This window comes from Pelagibius marinus (assembly GCF_014925385.1).
Lineage (GTDB): Bacteria > Pseudomonadota > Alphaproteobacteria > Kiloniellales > Kiloniellaceae > Pelagibius > Pelagibius marinus.
On the sequence record NZ_JACSDK010000001.1, the window covers coordinates 152,450 to 171,259 of the forward strand.

Consider the following 18,810-nt stretch of genomic DNA (forward strand, 5'->3'; position numbering starts at 1 on the left):
CGCAATCGTCCTCTTGCAGGCGTCCTCTTGCGGGCGCCCTCTTGCGGGCGCGCAGTTGCAGGGGCCCGCCGAGCGGCGTGCTAGGGCCGCAAAAAGCCCACGATATCATAAACTTGTTCGATGATCGGCGCGGCGATGGCCTGGGCCCGCTCGGCGCCGTCACGCAGCACCGAGTCGACGTAGTGGGTGTCGTTCACCATCCGTTTCATCTCGGCGCCCATGTGGCCGAGGCTGGAGACGGCCACGTCGGTCAGCACCTTCTTGAAATCGGCGAAACCCTTGCCCTCGAACGCGGCCACCACCTTGGCCAGGTCCTCGCCCTGCAGGGCGGCGAGGATGGTCAGCAGGTTGGCCGCTTCCGGGCGGGCCTGGCGGAACTCGGCGCTGAACTGGCCGTCCGGGCCGACCACCGAGGGACCGGGCAGCAGATCGGAGTCGCTGGTGGCCCGGCGGATCTTCTTGGCCACCGCGTCGGCGTCGTCGGTCATGTTGATGCGCGCGGCGTCCGAGGGGTCGGAGCTGCTCATCTTCTTGGCGCCGTCGCGCAGCGACATGACGCGGGTCGCCGTGCCCTGGATCAACGGTTCGACGATGGGGAAGTACTCCACGCCGTAGTCGTTGTTGAACTTCTGCGCGATGTCGCGGGTCAGCTCCAGGTGCTGCTTCTGGTCCTCGCCGACCGGCACGTGCGTCGCCTTGTAGACCAGGATGTCGGCGGCCATGAGGTTGGGATAGACGTAGAGGCCGGAAGAAGCCTTCTCCCGGTTCTTGCCGGCCTTGTCCTTGAACTGGGTCATGCGGTTCAGCCAGCCGAGCCGCGTCACGCAGTTGAACACCCAGGCGAGCTGCGAATGGGCGGCGACCTGCGACTGGTTGAAGATGATGGAGGTCTTCGGATCGATGCCGGCGGCCAGGTAACCGGCGGTCACCTCGCGGGTGCGCTGGCGCAGCACCTCCGGGTCCTGCCACAGGGTGATGGCGTGCTGGTCGACGACGCAGTAGATGCAGTCGAAGTCGCTCTGCAGGGCCACGAAATTCCTGATGGCCCCCAGGTAGTTGCCGAGATGCAGGTTGCCCGAGGGCTGAACGCCCGAAAAGATCCGTTTCATGCCTGTTACTGCGGTGTTGAATTCACTGAAGGAAGCGGCCCGGCTCTGGGTGAGAAAGGGGCCGCGATGCAGCGGGGGTTATCGCTGGCCGGGCGGGGGCGGTCAAGGACTGAGGCTGCAGAGGGGGCCTGCGCGAAGGGGCTCTAGTCCGCCGCGGCGCCGCCGCCCCGCTTGAGGGACCCCGCCAGGTCGGCCCGCGAGACCGCGCCCAGGCCGAAGGCCAGGGCCCCGAAGACCACCAGACCCGCGGCCACCAGGATCGCCAGGGCAATCGCCCGTTCGACGAAGCGGTCGCCGTCCAGGAAGGCCTCGGTCGCCAGTTGCAGCCCCCAGAGCGCGGCGCCCATGCCCAGCGATGCGGCGGCGATGCGCGGCAGGCGGGCGCGGAACCGCGCGTCCAGCGCCCAGAAGCCGTAGCGCCGGAGCGAGAGCATCAGGAGGCCGGTGTTGAGCCAGGCCGCCAGGGTGGTGGCCATCGCGATGCCGACGTGGCGGAACTGCCAGAACAGCGCCAGGCTGAGCACGATGTTGGCGACCACCGAGACCACGGAGTAGCGGAAGGGCGTCACCGTGTCCTCGCGGGCGTAGAAGGCCGGCTGCAGGATCTTCACCAGCACATAGGCCGGCAGGCCCCAGCCGAAGGCGACCAGCGCCGCCGCGGTGGCCGCCGCGTCGGCGGCCCCGAAGCGGCCGTGCTGGAAGAGGCCGCCGATGATCGGCCCGGCGATGACGATGAGGGCCACCGTCGCCGGCAGGGTCAGCAGCAGGGCGAACTCCAGCCCGCGGTTCAGGCTGTGCATGGCCTGGTCCTCGTTGCCGGCGCGCAGTTTCCGGGCCATGTCAGGCAGCAGGACGATGCCGATGGCGATGCCGATGAGGCCCAGCGGCAGCTGGTAAACCCGGTCGGCGTAGTAGAGGAAGGAGAAGGCGCCCTCCTGCCAGGAGGCGATGGAGGAGCCGACGAAGATGTTGATCTGCAGCGCCCCGGCCGAAAGCAGGCCCGGCGCCATGAGCACCAGCAGCCGGCGCACGCCGGGGGTAAGGCGCGGGCGCGGGAAGCGCAGCGCCATGCCCGCCCGCTTTGCCGCGATTACCAGGAAGACGAACTGCGCGGCGCCGGAGACGCAGACCGCCCAGGCCATGACGTGGCCCGGCGCCCCGGTGAAGGGCAGCACGGCGACCAGCGCGGCGATGAAGATGATGTTCAGCAGGATCGGCGCCGCCGCGGCCGCGGCGAAGCGGTAGAGCGAATTGAGGATACCGCTCAAGAGCGCCACCACCGCCATGAACAGCAGGTAGGGGAAGGTGATGCGCGTCAGCTCCACGGCCAGCGCCAGCTTCTCCGGGTTCTGTGAGAAGCCCGAGCCGATCACGTAGATGAACCAGGGCATGCCGGCCATGCAGAGCGCCAGGAGGATCAGCAGGCCGGTGACCAGCACCGAGAGCGCCTCTTCGGCGAAACGCCGGGCCGAGGCCTCGCCCTCCTGCTCCAGGCGGCGGGCGAAGAGCGGCACGAAGGCGGCGTTGAAGGCGCCCTCGGCGAAGAGCCGGCGGAACAGGTTGGGCAGGCGGAAGGCCGCGAAGAAGGCGTCGGCCACCGGGCTGGCGCCGACCGCGTTGGCGATCAGGATGTCACGCACGAAGCCGAGGATGCGGCTGATGCCGGTATAACCCCCGACGGTGGCGACGGAACGAACGAGGCTCATGCCCGAAAGGTCTTAGAGAAATGTGGCGGAACTGCAAACAAGTAAAGACGCGCAGGCACCGCCACGCCGCCGGCCTCTAGCGCGACTTGCGGGACGCGGCGCCCCGGGCCGGGGCCTTGCGGGGGCCGGGGGCCGCCGACTTCTTGGCCGCACCCTTCGGCGCGCTGCTCTTGGCCGCCGCATTCTTGGCCGCCTCCTTCCTGGCCGCCTCCTTCTTGGCCACAGCCTTCTTCGACGCCGCCTTGCGCACGGACTTGCGGGTCACCTTTTTCCCGGTGTCCTTCTTGGCCCCATCCGTCTTGGCAGGCGCGCACTCGCCTTCCTCGAAGACCGCCAGCAGCTTCTTCTCGATGCTGCGCAGCTTCTGCTTGTTCTCGATCTTCGCGCCCAGCGCGTTCTGCACATAGAAGACGTCGACCGCGCGTTCGCCGTAGGTGGCAATGCGCGCCGACTTGATGATCAGGTCCAGCTTGGTCAGCGTCATGGTGACGAGATAGAGCAGACCGGGGCGGTCGCGGCCGTTCACCTCGATCACCGTGTGGGCGCGGCTCGCCTTGTTGTCGATCAGAACCCGCGGGGAGACCTTGAAGACCTTGAAGCGGCTGGGAATCGGCGACTGCTGGGCCTGCAGCTCCTGCAGCGGCCGCATGCGCCCGGCCAGGGACTGCTCGATGGCCGAGGAGAGGCGCGCCAGCTTGCCCGGCTGGTCGAAGGGCCCGCCCTGGGCGTCTTCCACGTAAAACGAATCCAGCGCCATGCCGTTCGACAGGGTGAAGATACGCGCCGCGGTGATCGAGGCGCCTGCCACCGCCATGGCCCCGGCGATGCGGCTGAAGAGGCCCGGGTGGTCGGGGGTGTAGACCGTGACCTCCGTGGCTTCGCGGTAGCGGTCGATGCGCGTGTCGATGGTCAGCGGCGCGCCCGAGGCCTCGGCCTCGCGCACCAGGCGCGCGTGGCGCAGGTGGCTGTCGCTGTCGAGGCCGCTCCAGTAGGAAGGGTAGCCGCGGCGCAGATGGGCGGTGATGTCCTTCTGCGTCCAGCCGGCTTCCTTCAGCTTGTCCTTCAGGGTTTCCTTGGCCGCCTTCACGCGGACATCGCGGCCCTTGGCGGCGAGCCCGCCGCCGAGCACCGATTCCGTGCGCCAGTAGAGGTCGCGCAAGAGCGCCGCCTTCCAGGCGTTCCACACGCCCGGGCCGACGGCGCGGATGTCGGCGACGGTCAGCACCAGCAGCAGGCGCAGGCGCTCGGGCGACTGCACAAGGTCCGCGAAGTCGCGGATGGTCTTGGGGTCGTCGATGTCGCGCTTGAAGGCGGTGTCGCTCATGGCCAGGTGGTGCAGCACCAGCCAGGACACGGTCTCGGTCTCCGCCTCGTCGAGGCCGACGCGCGGACAGACCTTCTCCGCCACCTTGGCGCCCAGCTCCGAGTGGTCGCCGCCGCGCCCCTTGGCGATGTCGTGCAGCAGCACCGCCATGTAGAGCACGCGCCGGGAGAGCACCTTGTGCACCACCTCGGTGGCGATCGGCGCCGCCTCGGCCAGGTCGCCCTGCTCGATGGCGTGCAGGATGCCGATGGCGAAGATGGTGTGCTCGTCCACGGTGTAGGAGTGGTACATGTTGTACTGCATCTGCGCGACCACGCGCCCGAAGTCAGGCAGGAAGCGGCCGAGAACGCCGGCCTCGTTGAGGCGGCGCAGCGTCGTCTCCGGATCCTTCTCCGACGTCAGCATGTCGAGGAAGATGGCGTTGGCCGTGGGGTCCTCGCGCAGCACCTTGTTCACCAGCTTCAGCTTGCGGGTGACGGCGCGCAGGGTTTCCGGGTGGATGTCCAGCTCGTGCTTCTGCGCCACCTGGAAGATGCGCAGCATCTCCACAGGGTCTTCGCTGAAGACCTGCGGATCGGAGACGGTGAGGCGGTCGCCCTCCAGGCCGAAGCCCTCGATCTTGCGGCGCCGGCGCAGGGTCGGCAGGCGGAAGCGTGATCGGCGGTCGTGCTCGGCCTCGATGACGGCGCAGAAGATGCGCGTCAGGTCGCCGACCTCCTTGGCGATGAGGAAGTAGCGCTTCATGAAGCGCTCGACGTCCATCAGGCCGCCGTGCGGGGTGAAGCCCATGCGCGGCGCGATTTCCTTCTGCATGTCGAAGGTCAGCCGCTCGTCGGCGCGCCCGGAGATGTAGTGCATGTGGCAGCGCAGGCTCCACAGGAAGTTCAACGCCTTGTCGAAGCGCTGCACCTCGGAGGCGGTGAAGACCTTGCGCTGGACCAGCGTCGAGATGTCGTCGACGTTGTAGAGGAACTTGGCCATCCAGAAGAGCGTGTGCAGGTCGCGCAGGCCGCCCTTGCCCTCCTTGATGTTGGGCTCCAGCGCGTAGCGCGAGCCGCCGAAGCGGTCGTGGCGCGCCTTGCGCTCGGTCAGCTTGGCCTCGATGAACTTGGCGCCGCCGCCGGCCTGCACGTCCTTTTGGAAGCGTTGGCGCATTTCGCGGTAGAGCGCCTGGTCGCCCCACAGCCAGCGCGCCTCCAGCAGCGCCGTGCAGATGGTGATGTCGCCCTTGGCCAGGCGGATGCATTCGTTCACCGTGCGCGTCGAATGGCCGACCTTGAAGCCCATGTCCCACAACAGGTAGAGGATCTCCTCCACTACCTGCTCGCTGCGCGGAGTCAGCTTGTAGGGCAGCAGGAACAGCAGGTCGATGTCCGACTGCGGCGCCAGCTCGCCGCGTCCGTAGCCACCGACGGCGACCAGCGACAGCCGCTCGCCGGTAGAGGGATTGGCGATGGGGTAGAGGCGCTGGCTGACGTGGTCGTAGACCACGCGGATGATCTGATCGACCAGGTAGGATTCGGCGCGCACCGTCGCGGTGCCGTTGGCCGCCTCCTCCTCGAAGCGGCGGCGCACCTCGGCGCGGCCGGCCGCCAGCGCCTCCTTCAAGAGTGCCAGCACGGCGGCGCGCTGCTTGGGGCCGGCGGGGACCTGCTCGAAGGCTCCGCCCAGGCCCGCCATCAGCTTGCGGCGGTTGACGACCGCGCGCGGATTTTCGATGCGCGTGCCGGCCGCCTCGGCCAGGGCCTCTTCGGGCGGCAGGGTCTCGCTGGCGTCCTTGCCGCCGGGGCTGTCGGCGGGGACGTCGCGCGGCGCGGCGATGTCGACGGAACTGGGCATGCTATCCTTTGGTCGCCCCGGTCTCTCGGGACCGGTGCTGGTGTCCTCAGGCCTTCACATCGGCCCTCATCGGGCGCTTGTCCAGGCCTGCCTGCCGGAGCGGCACACTATATTGCCGGAAGAGCATCTTCGAAACCCGCAGCACAGCGGCCGACCTGACGGAAATTATGACACAAATCCTGAGCTACGTCTTAAGGCCCGTTCGCAGGCCAACAATCCTTCTCCCGACGCTCCTGGTTCTGGCTGTCGCCGCCTGCGCGGGCCGGGACGACACCCCGCGGCCCATGCACATCTCCTCGCGGGTGGCCGACCAGAAGCTGACGGTGACGGTGGACAATATCCCCGCGGGGCGCACCATCACCGAGCTGCTGCTGATCGACCCGGCGGGCGGCGCCACCCAGGCGCGTGAGCGCGAATTGTCCACGCGCGAGACCGCCAGCGGCGGCAACGCCGGGCCAGGCGTCTCGGTCGGCGCCGTCGGCGGCTCCTCCAGCGGCGTCCACCCCTACATTTCCCTCGGCTATCTCTTCCGCGGCAGTGAGCGGGTCGAGCGCAGCCGGCGCCTGACCGGGGAGATCCCCCTTCCCGACCCGGCGGCCTATGCCGCCGGCTATCGCGACTGGCGCATCGAGCTGCGCTTCCGCGACCAGTTGGGTGAGCCGCAGAGCGTGCAGATCCCGGCCCCGGCGCCCTGAAAACAAGCGCCCCGAGCGGGCTTCAATTCTTGGAAAGGTCCTTCAGGCGGTAGAGCAGTTCCAGCGCCTCGCGCGGGCTGAGGTCGTCGGGATTGACCTCGCCGAGCGCCGCCTCCACCGCGCTTTCCGCCACCTCCGGCTCGGCCGCCTTGGCCGCGGTGGCGGCGAAGAGCGGCAGGTCGTCGGCCAGGCGCGTCAGGGCGCCTGCCTGCTCGCCCTGCTCCAGGCTGGCCAGCACCGTCTCGGCGCGGGCCACCGCCGCCTTGGGCAGGCCCGCCAGCTTGGCCACGTGGATGCCGTAGGAGCGGTCGGCGGCGCCGGCCGTCACCTCGTGCAGGAAGACCACGTCGCCCTGCCATTCCTTCACCCGCATGGAGTGGCAGGCGAGGGAGTCGAGCTTGGCGGTCAGGCTGGTCAGTTCGTGGTAGTGGGTGGCGAAGAGGGCGCGGCAGCCGTTCACCTCGTGCAGGTGCTCCAGGCAGGCCCAGGCGATGGAAAGGCCGTCGAAGGTCGCGGTGCCGCGGCCGATCTCGTCCAGGATGACCAGGGCGCGCGGCCCCGCCTGGTTCAGGATGGCCGCGGTCTCGACCATCTCGACCATGAAGGTGGAGCGCCCGCGCGCTAGGTCGTCGGCGGCGCCGACGCGGGAGAACAGGCGGTCGACCACGCCGATGTGGGCGGCTTCGGCGGGCACGTAGCTGCCCATCTGGGCCAGCACGGCGATGAGCGCGTTCTGGCGCAGGAAGGTCGACTTGCCGGCCATGTTGGGGCCGGTGACCAGCCAGAGCCGGCCTTCTCCGTCACCTGAAGCTTCTGGGCCGTCTTCCAGGCGGCAGTCGTTGGCGACGAAGCGGCCTTCCTGGGCGGCGGCCAGGGCGGCCTCCACCACCGGGTGGCGTCCGCCGGTGATGTGGAAGGCGGTGGTGTCGTCGATCTTCGGGCGGCACCAGCGCTCGGCCTCGGCCAGTTCGGCCAGGGCCGCGGCCACGTCCAGCTCGGCCAGGGCGCGGGCCGCCGTGGCGATCTCCTCGGCGCGGCCCAGCACCTCGCCCACCAGGTCCTGGAAAATCTGCAGCTCCAGCGACAGGGCGCGCTCGGCGGCCGAGGCGATCTTCTGCTCCAGCTCCGACAGCTCGACGGTGGAAAAGCGCTTCGCCGAGGCCAGGGTCTGGCGGTGGATGAAGGGGCTGTCGCCGCCGGTCGCGATCTTGTCGGCGTGGGTCGGCGTCACCTCGATGAAGTAGCCGAGCACGTTGTTGTGCTTGATCTTCAGGGAGGTGACGCCGCTGGCCTCCGCGTAGTTCTTCTGCAGCCCGGCGATCAATTTACGGCTGTCGTCGCGCAGGGCGCGCAGCTCGTCCAGGGCCTCGTCGTAGCCCGGCGCGATGGCGCCGCCGTCGCGCGCCTGCATCGGCGGCTCCGGCGCCAGGGCGCGGGCCAGGCGGCCGACCAGGGTGTCGTGCAGGCCGAGGTCGCGGATCGCCTCGGCCAGCAGCGGCGGGCCTTCGCCGCCCTGCTGCAGCATGCCGCGCAGCTCCCCGGCCACGGTCAGCGCGTCGCGGATCGCCGCCAGATCGCGCGGCCCGCCGCGCCCCAGGCTGAGGCGGGAAAGCGCGCGCTCGATGTCCGGGCAGCGGCGCAGGCGCGCGCGCAGGTCCGGGCGCAGGTGCGTCGCCTCGAGGAAATGGGCGACCAGGTCGTGGCGTCCGGCAATCGCCGCCGGGTCGGTCAGCGGCGTCGCCAGGCGCGTGGCCAGCAGGCGCGCCCCGGCGCCGGTCACCGTGCGGTCGATGGTGGCGAGCAGGGAGCCGGCGCGCCCGCCGCTCAGCGCCTCGGTCAGCTCCAGATTGCGCCGGGTCGCCGCGTCGATCTCCATGACCGCGCCGAGGGCCAGGCGGCGCGGCGGCAGGAGGCGCGGCAGGCGGCCCTTCTGGGTCAGGGTCACGTAGTCGAGCAGCGCCCCGGCGGCGGCCAGCTCGGCGCGGCTGAAGGCGCCGAAGGCGTCCAGCGCCTTCACCTCGAAGGTCTCCTCCAGGCGCTTGGTCCCGTTGGCGCTGTCGAAGCGCGCGCCGGGCAGGGGGGTCAACCTTTCCTTGAACGCACCGAAGACCTCGAAGGTGTCCGGCTTCTCCAGCTGGCGCTCGGCCAGGATCAGCTCGCCGGGGGCGAGCCGCGCCAGGGTGGCGGCCAGGGTCTCGGGCGCCACGGGCTGGGCCTGGAAGACACCGGTGGAGATGTCGAGCCAGGCCAGCCCCAGGCCGCCGCCGGCCTCGGCCAGGGCGGCCAGGTAGTTGTGGGCGCGGGCGTCCAGCAGCTCGTCCTCGGTGATGGTGCCGGGCGTCACCACCCGCACCACGTCGCGCCTGACCACCGACTTGCTGCCGCGTTTCTTGGCCTCGGCGGGGTCCTCCATCTGCTCGCAGATGGCGACCTTGAAGCCCTTGCGGATGAGGCGCGAAAGGTAGCCCTCGGCGGAATGCACCGGCACACCGCACATGGGGATGTCCTGGCCCAGGTGCTGGCCGCGCTTGGTGAGCGCGATGTCGAGGGCCGCCGAGGCCTGCTCCGCGTCCGCGAAGAACAGCTCGTAGAAGTCGCCCATGCGGTAGAACAGCAGGCAGCCGGGATGGGCCTGCTTGATCTCCAGGTACTGGGCCATCATCGGCGTCACGCCCGGTGGCGCGGGGGGCGCGAGAGCGGTCTTGGCCCCCGGCTTGGCCCCCGACTTAGCCTCCGACTTGGCGCCGGCGTCGACAGGTGTGGAAGTCGCTGCTTGTGCGGTCATCGATCGGTGAGCTTTACTTTGCCCGAGGGTATCACAGTCCCCCGTTGCCGAGGCAAGCGGGGGGGCGGAGTGATCGGGATCAATGCCCGCGGCCGCCGCCGCGGGCCAGGGTAAGGGGGCCGGCCGCGCCGCAAAGCGGCCTGGAACCTGGGTTTTTCGAGGAGATGCACAAGGTGGCGGAGTCTACGCAGAGTTTCGGTGACGACGTGACGGTCGAGGTCGCGGGCAACTTTTCCACAAAGGAGAGCTTCAGCGCCGCGGTGAAGGCCCTGGGGGAGGCCGGCTTCGGCCACGACGACCTCTCCGTCCTCGACACCCACGAAACGCTGAGCGCCGCGGGCAGCCCCAGCGAGGCCTGGCAGGAGACCCTGGCCGGAATGGTCGGCGAGATCAACTACGTCGGCCCGCTGACCGCCGCCGGCCTGATCGCCATCGCCTCCGGCCCCATCGGCGCGGCGGTGGCCGGGGCCATGGCCGCCGGCCTGACCGGCGCCGCCCTGGTTGAGCTGCTGGACGAGATCCGGGCCACCCCCCACACCGAGGCCTTCGCCCGCGCGCTGGAGTCCGGGGCCATCCTGCTGTGGGTGCGGGTCGAGGACGAGGCCCAGGCGGCCAAGGCCGAGGCCCTGCTGACCCAGCACGGCGCCGCCGACGTCCACCGCCACGTGAAATAAGGGGTCCCGATAAGCAAGAATGGCGACAAAGGGTCCTTTGACGGCCCGGCAAGCGCTCACTAAAGTTCACAGAAAATCAAGGTCCTGAGCCGGGCGCCCGCGATGACGGGCGTGGGGAGTCCTGCCGCAGGAGGCGGCAGGAGCCCCGGAACTCACCCCGGCAAACCGGGCCGCCGCAGGGAGGAAAGACCATGAAGAAGGACCGCATCACAGAGCAGGAAGCCCTGGAGCTGCATGCCTGCGGCCGGCCCGGCAAGTTCGAGATCCAGGCCACCAAGCCGCTGACCACCCAGCGCGACCTGTCGCTGGCCTATTCGCCCGGCGTCGCCGCGCCCTGCCTGAAGATCGCCGAGGACGAGACCAAGGCCTACGACTACACGGCCAAGGGCAACATCGTCGCCATCGTCTCCAACGGCACCGCCGTGCTGGGCCTCGGCAACCTGGGCGCCCAGGCGGCCAAGCCGGTGATGGAGGGCAAGGCGGTCCTCTTCAAGCGCTTCGCCGATATCGACGGCATCGACCTGGAAGTCGACACCCAGGACGTCGACGAATTCGTCAACTGCGTGCGCTTCCTCGGCAAGTCCTGGGGCGGCGTGAACCTGGAGGACATCAAGGCCCCGGAGTGCTTCATCATCGAAGCGCGCCTGAAGGAGGTCATGGACATCCCGGTGTTCCATGACGACCAGCACGGCACCGCCATCATCACCGCCGCCGGCTTCATCAACGCCCTGGCGCTCACCAAGCGCAACGTCGCCGAGGTCAAGGTGGTGATCAACGGCGCCGGCGCCGCCGGCATCGCCTGCACCGAGCTGATCAAGGCCATGGGCGTGCCGCACGACCAGGTGCTGCTCTGCGATACCCGTGGCGTCATCTACGAGGGCCGCGGCGAAGGCATGAACCAATGGAAGTCGGCGCACGCGGTAAAGACCGAGGCGCGCACCCTGGAAGAGGCCTTCAAAGGCGCCGACGTCTGCATGGGCCTCTCGGTGAAGGGCGCCTTTACCGCGGAGATGATCACCTCCATGGCCGAGCAGCCGATCATCTTCGCCATGGCCAACCCGGACCCGGAGATTACCCCGGAGGAAGTCGCCGAAATCCGCAGTGACGCCATTGTCGCCACCGGACGCTCCGACTACCCCAACCAGATCAACAACGTGCTCGGATTCCCCTATCTCTTCCGCGGGGCGCTGGACGTGCGCGCCTCGACCATCAACATGGAGATGAAGATCGCCGCCGCCGAGGCCCTGGCGAAGCTGGCCCGCGAGGACGTGCCCGACGAAGTCGCCCGCGCCTACGAGAGCAAAGCGTTGCGCTACGGGCGCAACTACATCATCCCGGCGCCCTTCGACCCGCGCCTCATCGTCGACGTGCCCAAGGCCGTGGCCAAGGCGGCCATGGAAAGCGGCGTGGCGCGCAAGCCCATCAAGGACCTGAAGGCCTACGAGCAGCAGCTCTCGGCGCGCCTCGACCCCACGGCCTCCAGCCTGCAGCGCATTTTCGACAAGGTCGAGAAGAACCCCAAGCGTGTGGTCTTCGCCGAGGGCGAGGAGGAGCGCACCATCCGCGCGGCCCTGGCCTTCCAGCAGGCCGGCTACGGCACGCCGGTGCTGGTCGGGCGCGAGGAGCGCGTGCTGGAGACCATGAAGTCGATCGGCCTGGAGAGCTCCGGCCTGGAAATCCACAACGCGCGCCTGTCCAAGAACAACGCGCGCTACGTCGACTTCCTCTACGAACGTCTCGGGCGCCAGGGCAAGCTGCGCCGCGACTGCCAGCGCATGGCCAACCAGAACCGCAACGTCTTCGCCGCCTGCATGGTGGCCTGCGGCGAGGCCGACGCCATGGTCACCGGCCTGACCCGCAGCTTCGGCGTCGCCTACCAGGACATCCGCCGCGCCATCTCGCCCAAGTCCAAGCGCCGGGTCATCGGCCTGTCGATCCTGGTGATGCGCGGGCGCTCCATCTTCATCGCCGACACCTCGGTGCACGAGCTGCCCGACGGCGAGCAGCTGGCCGACATCGCCATGCAGGCCGCCGCCGCGGCGCGCGCCCTGGGCCACGAGCCGCGCGTGGCGCTGCTGTCCTATTCCAACTTCGGCAACCCCTGGCACCCCTCGGCCCAGCGCATCCGCGACGCGGTGCAGCTGCTCGACCTGCGCGAGCCGGACTTCGAATACGACGGCGAGATGCAGGCCAACGTCGCCCTCAACTATTCCCTGATGCAGGAGATGTATCCCGTCTGCCGCCTCTCCGGGCCGGCCAACGTGCTGGTCATGCCGGGCCTGCACAGCGCCAACATCACCGCCAAGCTGATGCAGCAGAGCGGCGGCGGCACGGTGATCGGGCCGATCCTCATGGGCCTGGAAAAGCCCGCCCAGGTGGTCCAGCTCGGCGCCACGGTGAACGACCTGGTCACCGCCGCGGCCCTGGCGGCCTACGAGGCCGAGGCGGGCGACTAGGATGCGCCGAAACGCCTCCGGACAAAGAGGCCCGCGGTGACGGGCCGCGAGATCCCGGAGCCGCCGCGCCGCAAGCGGCCGCTGGGCGCCACCCTGCTGAGCCTCCTGATGGGCTGGCTGACTTTGTCGGCCATCGGCAATGCCGCTTTTCTGATGCCGGTAGCCGGTTTTCCCGCTCCCATGATCGCCCTGGCGCTCGCCTATGCCGCGACCGCCGGCGCCGCCGCTGTCGGTCTATGGCGCATGAAGTCGTGGGGCCTGACGGCGTTTCGCGCCTGGGGCGTGGTCTTGCTGTGCCTGATGGTCGGTTTTCTCTGGGCCCCTCCGCTCGCGATGATAGTGCGTGGGAACCTGGAGGAGAGCCCACTGGTGTTCCTTGCAAGCATGGCCGTCATGGTCCTGGTCTATTGGCTGATGCATCGCTACATCAAACGACGTCTGGTGCCGGGTGCGGTTAAGCCGTTGCAAAAGCTTCACGCGCAAGCGGGCGGGCGGGCGTGCTAGACTCGCGCCCCAGATTTGTCCGGCAGGCAGGAATCCAGCATGAGCGAAGAGGCGCCGCAGAGCGGGGCTGAGGCAGCAGCGGGCGAGGGCGCGGGGACGGAGCCCCAACCCGATCCCGGAAAGGGCCGCCTGCTGCTGGCCGCCGGGGTGCTGTGGCTGCCCTGCGCCCTGGTGCTGGCGGTGCTGGCTTTCGCCGGCCTCCTGCCGCCCCTGGCCGCGGGCCTCGCCGCCGCCGCGGTGCTGGGGCTGATGGTCGTCATGCTGAACCAGCACTTCCGCCGCCTGCGCGCCCTGACCGGTTACCTGGGGCGGCTGCGCCGGGCCGGCGACGACAGCCCCCTGCCGGGCGCGCCCTCGGGCGGCGACCTGTTGTCGCCGGGGCTCAGCGAAGCCATCTCCGAGACGGCGCGCGAGCAGCGCGAGCGGCGCCACGACCTGGAAGACACCATGGCGCTCAACGCCGCGGTGCTGGCGGGCCTGCCCGATCCGCTGATCCTGGTGGCGGAGAACCGCCGGGTGCTGCGCCTCAATCCGGCGGCCGAGGCGCTGCTGGGCCACGATTTGGCCCAAGACCTGACGGGGCGCGACCTGGCGATTGGCGTCCGCAATCCGGCGCTGCTGGACGCCGTCGACGCGGTGCTGGAGGGCGGCGAGCAGGAGAGCGTCGAGTTCTCGATCCCCGGCAAGGTGGAGCGGGCCATGGCCGCCCGGGTGCTGCGCCTGCCCGGCGCCGCGCGCGAGAGCGCCAGCGTGATGATCGCGCTCTACGACCTGACCGGGGTGAAGCAGAGCGAGCGCATGCGCGCCGACTTCGTCGCCAACGTTTCCCACGAGCTGCGCACCCCGCTGACCAGCCTGATCGGCTTCATCGAGACCCTGCGCGGCCCGGCCCGCGAGGACGCCGAGGCCCAGGACCGCTTCCTGAAGATCATGGAAGAGCAGTCCCACCGCATGTCACGGCTGGTCGACGACCTGCTCTCCCTGTCGCGCATCGAGCTGCAGGAGCACAGCGCGCCCTCGAGCCAGAGCGACATCGAGCAGATCCTGCGCTCCGTCGCCTCGACCCTGGAACTGGAGGCGGCGCGGCGCGGCATGCGCATCGAGATCACGGCCGAGAACCTGCCGCCGGTCCTCGGCGAGCGTGACGAGCTGACCCAGGTGTTCCAGAACCTGCTGGACAACGCGGTGAAGTACGGCGAGGACAACACGGTGATCCGGGTCTCCGCCCGCCGCCTGGCCAAGGGCGGGGCCGGGGAGCGCCGGCTGGGACGGGCCGGGCTCAAGATCTCCGTCGCCAACGAGGGCGAGGGCATCGAACGCGAGCACATCCCGCGCCTGACCGAGCGCTTCTACCGGGTCGACAGCCGGCGTTCGCGCCGCCTGGGCGGCACCGGCCTGGGCCTGGCCATCGTCAAGCACATCATCAACCGCCACCGCGGCGTGCTGGAGATCGAAAGCCGGCCCGACGAGGGCGCCACCTTCTCGGTCTACCTGCCCTCGGCGGCGGAAGCGGCGGCGGCCCTGGCAACGCCCAGGGCGTCATAAAAAGCACCGGGAAGATCTTCCTTCCAGTCCGCTCAAGACGCGGGAATCGCAGGAAAATCCTTAAGTTTCCGTAGATTCTCCCCTTCCCCGCGGCGCTTGTCATCGAACTGTCATCTAACTGTAGTAATAGCATCGCCGAGGAGCCCTAGGTTGGCGCCGCCGGCACGAGGCCGGCGTGGGCATTGCAGTTATTCGGGCCGCCATCGCTTCCCATGACGTGGACGTCGACGGTTTGGGCAATGCGACAGAGTTTCATCTATGGGCATTCAGCGGAGGTATTCCCCGTGATCAAGAACAAGCTTGCCGTGGCGGCTGTTGCCGGCCTGGTTCTGACGGCGCCGGCGTTCGCCGAGGCGCGTGACCAGATCCGTATCGTCGGCTCCTCGACGGTCTTCCCCTTCTCCACGGCGGTCGCCGAGAACTTCGGCCGCAGCACCAGCTTCAAGACCCCGGTCGTTGAGAGCACCGGCTCCGGCGGCGGCATGAAGCTGTTCTGCGCCGGTGTCGGCACCGAGCACCCGGACATCACCAACGCCTCGCGGCGTATGAAGAAGTCCGAGTTCGAGACCTGCACCAAGAACGGCATCACCGTCACCGAGGTCAAGGTCGGCTTCGACGGCATCGTGCTCGCCAATGCCAAGTCGGCCCCGCAGTTCTCGCTGACCAAGAAGCAGATCTTCCTGGCCCTGGCCAAGCAGGTGCCGGTCGACGGCAAGCTGGTCGACAACCCCTACAGCAACTGGAGCCAGATCGACTCCTCGCTGCCGAACGAGCCGATCGAGGTTCTCGGCCCGCCGCCGACCTCCGGCACCCGCGACGCCTTCGTCGAGCTGGTGATGGAAGAGGCCGCCGAGGAATTCCCGGAGATCAAGTCCCTGGACAAGGCGGGCTTCAAGCAGGTCGCCCACGCCATGCGTGAGGACGGCGCCTTCGTCGAGGCCGGCGAGAACGACAACCTGATCGTTCAGAAGCTGGAAGCCAATCCGGTCGCCCTGGGCATCTTCGGCTTCAGCTTCCTGGACCAGAACGCCGATAAGCTGCACGGCTCCATCGTAGAGGGCGTGGCGCCGGAGTTCGAGAAAATCGCGTCGGGCGAGTACGGCGTCTCCCGCTCCCTCTACTTCTATGTGAAGCAGGAGCATGTCGGCACGATCCCCGGCATCAAGGAATTCGTCGCCGAGTTCACCTCGGAGAAGGCCTGGGGCGAGGACGGCTACCTAGTGGAGAAGGGTCTGATCCCGCTGCCGGATGCCGACCGCAAGGCCATGCATGACGCGGCCAACGGCCTGGCGCCGCTGTCCATGTAAAGTGAGGGGGTCTGGCGGCGGGGGGGCCACCGCCGCCGGCAGCCTTTTTTGGGCTGGGGACTTTCTTCGTTTCAGACCTTCATTTGACAATTCTTCCCCGGCAAGGTTCCTCCAAGGGACCGCGGTACCGGCAGCACCACCGGGGGAAGCGGCACTCTCCCGCAAGCCACCGACTGATGGGCCGACATGAATAGCCTGCTTCTCATCGCCATCCTGCTGGTCCTCTCCTCGGTCGGTTACGCCTTCGGCCAGCGCCGCGCCCGCGTGGTCAGCGGCGGCCACCCCTCGACCCTGCATTCCCGCCCGCAGTACTACGGCCTCTATGTCGCCCTGTGGTGCGGCATTCCCAGCCTGCTGCTCATGGCGGCCTGGCTGATCATCGAACCGCATGTCGCCGAATGGCTGCTGGTCTCCAACCTGCCCGCCGACGCGCAGCAGCTTTCCCCGGACCGCCTGTCCCTGCTGGTCAACGACATCGAGAACCTGGCCTCCGGCAACATCGTCAGCCGCGAGGTGGACCCGGTCCTGCAGGCCGCCGCCGACGGCTACAAGGCGGTGCGCCAGATCGGCAACGCGGCCATGGCGGCCGCGGCCATTTCCCTCGCCGTCCTGGGCCTGGCCTTCGCGCGCCGCCGCATCGCACCTTCCCTGCGCGCGCGCAACCTGGTCGAGCGCACCGTCTCGGTGCTGATGATCCTCGCCTCGACCATCGCCATCCTGACCACCATCGGCATCGTCTTGTCGCTGGCCTTCGAGGCCTGGCGCTTCTTCGCCCGCGTGCCGATCACCGAGTTCCTCTTCGGCCTGAGCTGGAGCCCGCAGACCGCCCTGCGCGAGGACCAGGTCGGCTCCTCCGGTGCTTTCGGGGCGGTCCCCCTCTTCGCCGGCACCCTGATGATCACCTTCATCGCCATGTGCGTGGCGGTGCCCATTGGCCTCTTCTCGGCCATCTACATGTCGGAATACGCATCGCCGAAGATACGCGCCACGGTGAAGCCGATGCTGGAGATCCTGGCCGGCGTGCCCACCGTGGTCTACGGCTTCTTCGCCGCCCTGACCGTCGCGCCCTTCATCCGCAACAGCGGCGAGGCCATCGGCCTCGACGTCTCCTCGGAATCGGCGCTGGCCGCCGGCGCGGTCATGGGCATCATGATCATCCCCTTCGTTTCCTCCTTGAGCGACGACGTGATGAACGCGGTGCCGCGTTCCCTGCGCGACGGCGCCTACGCCCTGGGCGCCACGCGCTCTGAAACCATTAAGCAGGTGGTCTTTCCGGCCGCCCTGCCGGGCATCGTCGGCAGCGTTCTGCTGGCCATGAGCCGCGCCATCGGCGAGACCATGATCGTGGTCATGGCCGCCGGCCTGGCCGCCAATCTCACCGCCAACCCCCTGGAGGCGGTAACCACGGTGACCGTGCAGATCGTGACGCTGCTGGTCGGCGACCAGGAGTTCGACAGCGCCAAGACCCTGGCGGCCTTCGCGCTGGGCCTGCTGCTTTTCGCCGTCACCCTGGCGCTGAACGTCGTCGCGCTGCACGTGGTCCGGAGGTATCGAGAAAAATATGACTGAGAGTACGATCCCCACCACGACCCTGCGCCGTGTCGACCTTTCGGAGGCGCGCCTGAAGCGGCGCTACGCCGCCGAGCGGCGCTTCCGCCTCTACGGCATCGCGGCCATCGTCACGGCGCTGGGCATCCTGGGCCTGCTGATCGGCACCATCGTGGCGAACGGCTACACGGCCTTCCAGCAGACCTACGTGGCGATCCCCGTTTACCTCGACGCCCAGGCCATCGACCCGCAGGGCAGCCGCGACGCCGAGACCCTGCGCAGAGCCGACTACCAGAGCCTGGTGAAGCAGTCGCTGCGCGACCTCTTTCCGGAGGTCACGGGACGGCGCGACAAGATCAAGCTCTATGGCCTGGTCTCCAACGCCGCCGGCGACGACGTGCGCGACCAGGTGATGGACGATCCCTCGATGATCGGCACGACGCAGACGCTGTGGATGCGTTCCTCCGACGACATCGACAGCCTGATCAAGGGCGCCATCGACCGCCGCCTGCCCGAGGACGACCGCCGGGTGAAGGACAATGAGATCGGCTGGATCGAGACCTTGGAGGCGCAGGGCAACGTCGAGCTGCGCTTCAACAAGGCTTTCTTCACCTCCGGCGACTCGCGTGAGCCGGAGCAGGCGGGCATCTGGGGCGCCGCGGTCGGTTCCGCCTACACCCTGATGATCACCCTGCTGCTGAGCTTCCCCATCGGCGTCCTCTCGGCGGTCTACCTGGAGGAGTTCGCGCCCAAGAACCGCCTGACCGACCTGATCGAGGTCAACATCAACAACCTGGCCGCGGTACCCTCGATCATCTTCGGCCTGCTCGGCCTGGCGGTCTTTCTCGGCACCTTCGGCCTGCCGCGCTCGGCCCCGCTGGTCGGCGGCATGGTACTGGCGCTGATGACCCTGCCGACCATCATCATTGCCGCGCGCGCCGCCCTGAAGGCCGTGCCGCCGTCGATCCGCGAAGCGGCGCTGGGCATCGGCGCCTCGCCGCTGCAGGTGGTCACCCACCACGTGCTGCCGCTGGCGCTGCCCGGCGTCATGACCGGCACCATCATCGGCATGGCCCAGGCGCTGGGCGAGACCGCGCCGCTGCTGATGATCGGCATGGTCGCCTTCATCGTCGACGTGCCCGGCGGCGTCACCGACCCGGCGACGGTGCTGCCGGTGCAGATCTACCTCTGGGCGGATTCCCCGGAGCGCGCCTTCGTCGAGAAGACCAACGGCGCCATCATGGTGCTGCTGGCTTTCCTCATCGTCATGAACGCCCTGGCCGTTCTGCTGCGCAAGCGCTTCGAGCGCCAGTGGTAA

General features: G+C 68.9%; 11 protein-coding genes and 1 pseudogene. 8 read left to right on the forward strand and 4 right to left on the reverse strand.

The features are described from left to right. Nucleotides 1-80 precede the first annotated feature (80 nt). The 3 genes and pseudogenes from trpS to H7X47_RS00740 form a co-directional block, all read right to left on the reverse strand. Nucleotides 81-1,109 carry a tryptophan--tRNA ligase gene (trpS, locus tag H7X47_RS00730; protein ID WP_193366696.1) on the reverse strand — a complete coding sequence of 343 codons (1,029 nt, stop codon included), beginning with the start codon at nt 1,107-1,109 and terminating at the stop codon, nt 81-83. 143 nt (nt 1,110-1,252) lie between these two features. Then, nucleotides 1,253-2,815 carry a murein biosynthesis integral membrane protein MurJ gene (gene murJ / locus H7X47_RS00735; protein WP_193366697.1) on the reverse strand — a complete coding sequence of 521 codons (1,563 nt, stop codon included), beginning with the start codon at nt 2,813-2,815 and terminating at the stop codon, nt 1,253-1,255. Nucleotides 2,816-3,083: 268 nt separating this feature from the next. Further along, nucleotides 3,084-5,978: pseudogene (locus H7X47_RS00740) on the reverse strand ([protein-PII] uridylyltransferase); the annotation flags it as partial. A gap of 284 nt (nt 5,979-6,262) precedes the next feature. On the opposite strand from H7X47_RS00740, the gene H7X47_RS00745 reads away from it, so the two are divergent. After that, nucleotides 6,263-6,673, forward strand: coding sequence for a hypothetical protein (locus tag H7X47_RS00745; RefSeq protein ID WP_193366698.1), 411 nt, complete (start codon nt 6,263-6,265; stop codon nt 6,671-6,673). A gap of 22 nt (nt 6,674-6,695) precedes the next feature. On the opposite strand, the gene mutS is transcribed toward H7X47_RS00745, so the two are convergent. After that, nucleotides 6,696-9,335, reverse strand: a complete 2,640-nt coding sequence (mutS, locus tag H7X47_RS00750) for a DNA mismatch repair protein MutS (protein WP_193367498.1) — start codon at nt 9,333-9,335, stop codon at nt 6,696-6,698. 296 nt (nt 9,336-9,631) lie between these two features. On the opposite strand from mutS, the gene H7X47_RS00755 reads away from it, so the two are divergent. The 7 genes from H7X47_RS00755 (at nt 9,632) to pstA (ending at nt 18,810) form a co-directional block, all read left to right on the forward strand. Next, a complete protein-coding gene (locus tag H7X47_RS00755; protein ID WP_193366699.1) occupies nt 9,632-10,132 on the forward strand; it encodes a hypothetical protein in 501 nt (166 codons plus the stop codon). A gap of 191 nt (nt 10,133-10,323) precedes the next feature. Further along, nucleotides 10,324-12,588 (forward strand): NADP-dependent malic enzyme, encoded by a 2,265-nt coding sequence (locus H7X47_RS00760; RefSeq protein WP_193366700.1) that lies wholly within the window; start codon nt 10,324-10,326, stop codon nt 12,586-12,588. A 36-nt stretch (nt 12,589-12,624) separates the two neighbouring features. After that, nucleotides 12,625-13,092: a hypothetical protein gene (locus tag H7X47_RS00765; protein WP_193366701.1), complete on the forward strand. Its 468-nt coding sequence runs from the start codon at nt 12,625-12,627 to the stop codon at nt 13,090-13,092. Nucleotides 13,093-13,131: 39 nt separating this feature from the next. Then, the gene (locus tag H7X47_RS00770; RefSeq protein ID WP_193366702.1) at nt 13,132-14,637 is read left to right on the forward strand and encodes an ATP-binding protein; all 1,506 of its coding nucleotides are present in this window, start codon (nt 13,132-13,134) and stop codon (nt 14,635-14,637) included. A gap of 284 nt (nt 14,638-14,921) precedes the next feature. Next, nucleotides 14,922-15,944 (forward strand): PstS family phosphate ABC transporter substrate-binding protein, encoded by a 1,023-nt coding sequence (locus H7X47_RS00775; RefSeq protein WP_322096439.1) that lies wholly within the window; start codon nt 14,922-14,924, stop codon nt 15,942-15,944. Between the two features lie 186 nt (nt 15,945-16,130). Beyond that, nucleotides 16,131-17,513 carry a phosphate ABC transporter permease subunit PstC gene (gene pstC / locus H7X47_RS00780; protein ID WP_193366704.1) on the forward strand — a complete coding sequence of 461 codons (1,383 nt, stop codon included), beginning with the start codon at nt 16,131-16,133 and terminating at the stop codon, nt 17,511-17,513. Then, nucleotides 17,506-18,810 carry a phosphate ABC transporter permease PstA gene (gene pstA / locus H7X47_RS00785; protein ID WP_193366705.1) on the forward strand — a complete coding sequence of 435 codons (1,305 nt, stop codon included), beginning with the start codon at nt 17,506-17,508 and terminating at the stop codon, nt 18,808-18,810. The genes pstC and pstA overlap by 8 nt, the downstream gene beginning before the upstream one ends.